General features: G+C 67.5%; 1 pseudogene. It reads right to left on the bottom strand.

What is annotated here, in order from left to right:
• Positions 1-314 (bottom strand): annotated as a pseudogene (locus AC0L20_RS40520) (methyl-accepting chemotaxis protein); the annotation flags it as partial.

The following is a 314-nucleotide window of genomic DNA, read 5'->3' as shown; positions in this document are numbered from 1 at the left end:
TGCAGCACCTCTTCCGAGGCCGAGCCGGTTTCGGCGGCGCCGCGGTTGACCTGGCCGATGTCGGTGGCGGCGGTCTGAGTACCCTGCGCGACGGTCTGGACGCTGCGCGCGATTTCCTGCGTCGCTGCGCCTTGCTGCTCCACTGCGCTCGCAATCGACGTCGAGATCGACGAGATCTGGCCGATGGTGGCGCCGATCTCCTTGATCGCCGCAACCGACTCGGCGGTGGCGCCTTGCATGCCCGTGATGTGCGAGGAGATCTCGTCGGTGGCCTTTGCGGTCTGGCTCGCCAGCGACTTCACTTCGCTGGCGAC

This window comes from Bradyrhizobium sp. Kon58, from assembly GCF_055807455.1.
This window is presented reverse-complemented; position numbering and strand designations above follow the sequence as displayed.